The organism is Bacillus sp. 05T31 (assembly GCF_056396725.1).
Window position 1 is genome coordinate 1 of the sequence record NZ_JBFTMA010000564.1, and the last position, 2,991, is coordinate 2,991.

General features: G+C 36.4%; 6 protein-coding genes and 1 pseudogene. 3 read left to right on the forward strand and 4 right to left on the reverse strand.

Going from position 1 to position 2,991, the window contains the following annotated elements:
* From AC1DJR_RS24225 to AC1DJR_RS24235, 3 genes and pseudogenes are all read left to right on the forward strand, one after another.
* Positions 1-189: pseudogene (locus AC1DJR_RS24225) on the forward strand (PD-(D/E)XK nuclease family protein); the annotation flags it as partial.
* Positions 190-212: 23 nt separating this feature from the next.
* Complete coding sequence (locus AC1DJR_RS24230; RefSeq protein ID WP_477003693.1) at positions 213-491, forward strand: RNA polymerase alpha subunit C-terminal domain-containing protein; 279 nt, start codon at positions 213-215, stop codon at positions 489-491.
* A 192-nt stretch (positions 492-683) separates the two neighbouring features.
* The gene (locus tag AC1DJR_RS24235; RefSeq protein ID WP_410589385.1) at positions 684-1,391 is read left to right on the forward strand and encodes a DNA alkylation repair protein; all 708 of its coding nucleotides are present in this window, start codon (positions 684-686) and stop codon (positions 1,389-1,391) included.
* 55 nt (positions 1,392-1,446) lie between these two features.
* On the opposite strand, the gene gerPF is transcribed toward AC1DJR_RS24235, so the two are convergent.
* From gerPF to gerPC, 4 genes are read right to left on the reverse strand one after another with little or no spacing between them, the layout of a single operon-like run.
* Positions 1,447-1,662 carry a spore germination protein GerPF gene (gerPF, locus tag AC1DJR_RS24240; protein ID WP_477003694.1) on the reverse strand — a complete coding sequence of 72 codons (216 nt, stop codon included), beginning with the start codon at positions 1,660-1,662 and terminating at the stop codon, positions 1,447-1,449.
* A 42-nt stretch (positions 1,663-1,704) separates the two neighbouring features.
* Positions 1,705-2,091 (reverse strand): spore germination protein GerPE, encoded by a 387-nt coding sequence (locus tag AC1DJR_RS24245; RefSeq protein ID WP_193652768.1) that lies wholly within the window; start codon positions 2,089-2,091, stop codon positions 1,705-1,707.
* A 14-nt stretch (positions 2,092-2,105) separates the two neighbouring features.
* Positions 2,106-2,300, reverse strand: coding sequence for a spore germination protein GerPD (gerPD, locus tag AC1DJR_RS24250; protein WP_193652769.1), 195 nt, complete (start codon positions 2,298-2,300; stop codon positions 2,106-2,108).
* A 6-nt stretch (positions 2,301-2,306) separates the two neighbouring features.
* Complete coding sequence (gene gerPC / locus AC1DJR_RS24255; RefSeq protein ID WP_410589388.1) at positions 2,307-2,921, reverse strand: spore germination protein GerPC; 615 nt, start codon at positions 2,919-2,921, stop codon at positions 2,307-2,309.
* Positions 2,922-2,991 lie beyond the last annotated feature (70 nt).

Consider the following 2,991-nt stretch of genomic DNA (forward strand, 5'->3'; position numbering starts at 1 on the left):
TTTAAAACAGATACGATTGAAGGAAAGTTCCCAGGCGGATTTGATCAAGCGAAACCAATTTTAGAAGACCGATACAAAGTACAGCTTTCACTATATGCAAAAGCACTCGAGAAAAGCTTAAAACATCCTGTGAAAGAGAAATGTTTATATTTCTTTGATGGAAATCATGTTGTAAATATTGACGAATAGAGCTTAGAAAGGGGTTATGGATTATGGCGACGTTAAGAACTTGTGATCAAGGACACGAGTACTACAAAAGTAGCGATTGTCCAACTTGCCCAACCTGTGAGAAAGAGAGAAAGCCAAAAGAAGGCTTTCTTTCTCTTCTTTCAGCACCAGCAAGGCGAGCGTTAGAGCGCCATGGAATAACGACTGAAGCAGAACTTTCAAAGTATAGTGAAAAAGAAATTTTGAAACTGCATGGTATAGGGCCAGCATCTTTACCTAAATTGAGATCGGCTTTAGAAGATAAGGGATTATCATTTAAATAAAAAAACTAATCATTAGCGGGGAGTAGCATCTTCATTAATGATTAGTTTTTATAATCGGTATTAATTAGCTAGATAAACGAGTATAACGAAATCCCATTTTGAAAATCGTAAATCGATGGACAAAACGATTTAAAAGATGGATCAAGAATATAAGCGGATTGATTATAATATTAAGGAAGGAAGTGCAACACGATGGATTTTGAAACAGTAATGCAAGAGCTTGAAACTCTCGGTAAGGAACGAACTAAAAAAATATACATATCCAATGGTGCAAAGGAGCCACTTTTTGGCGTAGCTACAGGTGCTATGAAACCAATCGCGAAGAAAATAAAAATCAATCAAAGTTTAGCTGAAGAGCTTTATGCTACAGGTAACTATGATGCGATGTACTTTGCAGGCATTATTGCAGATCCAAAAACTATGAAAGAATCGGATTTTGATCGTTGGATGGATGGGGTGTACTTTTATATGCTGTCCGATTATGTGGTAGCAGTAACTTTATCAGAATCAGATTTTGCACAAGACGTTGCTGATAAATGGATTGCAAGTGGTGACGAACTAAGAATGTCAGCGGGATGGAGTTGCTACTGCTGGCTTTTAGGGAATCGAAAAGACCATGAATTTTCCGAAAGTAAGATTACCAATATGCTAGAAGTTGTGAAAAATACAATTCACGATGCGCCAGAACGAACGAAATCCGCTATGAATAATTTTCTAAACACCGTGGGGATTTCATATGTGCCGCTACATGAAAAGGCAGTTGAAACTGCAAAGGAAGTAGGCATAGTGGAGCTAAAACGGGACAACAAAAAAAGCAGTTTTCTAAATGCTTACGAAAGTATTCATAAAGAACTTGATAGAGGAAGACTCGGATTCAAACGTAAATATGTAAGATGTTAAAATTAAAAGAAACAGCCCTAGCTCTACACAAAATAGAGCTAAAGCTGTTTCTTTTTTACGCTGTTCCAATTTGATCTTGGTCTGCAACGTCCGAATCAAATGTATTTGTTGCGCTAACGCCGCTAAAAGTGTTGACGACAAATCCGACATTGGAAGCCCCAGAACCGTTATAAGCTTTCGTATTTTCTTTCGGAGACACGTTATAAAAATCTCCTAAGTTGAAAGAGCCGTTACTGTTTTGAACGACGATATTTCCTACAACCGAAGGCATACCATCCACCTACTTTACTAAGCTTTTTAATTACTATATGAATTATTTAGAGGAAGGTTCATCAGTAATAAATTGGCGGATTTGTAGCGTGCGAGAATTATTAAAAACATAGTCAACATTGCCGATTTGGAAGCACGCGGAATTTAAAAGTGTTCGCAAGTGAACATCATTTACTTCAATAAAAGGGCACTCATTTACAATATTCATTTTTACATCTGTTGTTCGCTTTGGAATTGTAATGTGTTCATCTGTAAAGATTTCAAACGCATCAAAACGACCTTCACCTTTTATATAACAAGGGATTTCTCGATGAACGATAAGCGCTCTATTTTTTAATTCTATTTGATTAGCATCCCCGGCCTGGAAGACAGCTGCAATCCCCATAGAAATGATAGAAACATTTTGTACAATTGAAATATGACGAAGCATAATTTTTCCTCTCCTCAACCTGGAGTCGAAGGGACATCTGTTACTAATGGTACAAATGGTCCCTCTGTAACGGATTCGAATGGTGTATCAAGAATAGAAGAAAGGATGAGGAAGTTTGCATCTCCAATTAAAAATAATGCGGAAGAAGAAACCCCGTTCATTTTAATCTGCCCTACTTTTAACTCGCGGTTCACAACATTTAAATTCATACATACTTACTCCTTTCGGAAATTGCCTGGTATGTGTTGAATAAAGGAAAGAAAGGCTTTGTCAATATCTTGTTTCATCGCTTGAATAATGACGTCTCGTAAATAATCGGGATCTGTGGAAATACCCTCATACGATTGAACTTGTGATAAATAATATGGAAGTCTATGTTCCATCTGTTTTTTTATGTCATCCACCATCATTTGTCGATACATCTCATCAAGCGGCGTTCTCTCTTCTTGTTCAAAATGGAGAATTCGACTATATGCTTCTTCATCTAAATAGCGATGCATTTCTTGAAGGATACCTTGATAAAAGTCTGGATTTATTTCTGTTTCAGGATTTACTTTTAATGTTTCTGTATCTACTTGAAAATCTTCAATTTGTTGTCCTTTTGTTGAAAATGGATTCAAGCCAATATTTAAAGTACCGTTTAAATTTTCTACTTTTAATTGATCGAATTTATATTCCACTTTTCCTATAGAAGAGGAGGGGCGACTTTTTAACTCATTAAGCTCTTCTTGTAGTAGGCGAACTTGCTCTTCGAGATTTAGAATAGTTTGCTGCTGTATTTGGAGAGCTTGCTGAAGTTGGTGTAGGTAAGTGTATATATCTTGATTCATTTTGTGAAACCTCCTTTTCAATAGGGAGGGGATAGTACTGTTATATATTTATGATAAGGATGGTTTAAGA

Coding starts and splice junctions, on each gene's coding strand:
- AC1DJR_RS24230 (WP_477003693.1), top strand. CDS start 213: ATGGCGACGTTAAGAACTTGTGATCAAGGACACGAGTACTACAAAAGT.
- AC1DJR_RS24235 (WP_410589385.1), top strand. CDS start 684: ATGGATTTTGAAACAGTAATGCAAGAGCTTGAAACTCTCGGTAAGGAA.
- gerPF (WP_477003694.1), bottom strand. CDS start 1,662: ATGCCTTCGGTTGTAGGAAATATCGTCGTTCAAAACAGTAACGGCTCT.
- AC1DJR_RS24245 (WP_193652768.1), bottom strand. CDS start 2,091: ATGCTTCGTCATATTTCAATTGTACAAAATGTTTCTATCATTTCTATG.
- gerPD (WP_193652769.1), bottom strand. CDS start 2,300: ATGAATTTAAATGTTGTGAACCGCGAGTTAAAAGTAGGGCAGATTAAA.
- gerPC (WP_410589388.1), bottom strand. CDS start 2,921: ATGAATCAAGATATATACACTTACCTACACCAACTTCAGCAAGCTCTC.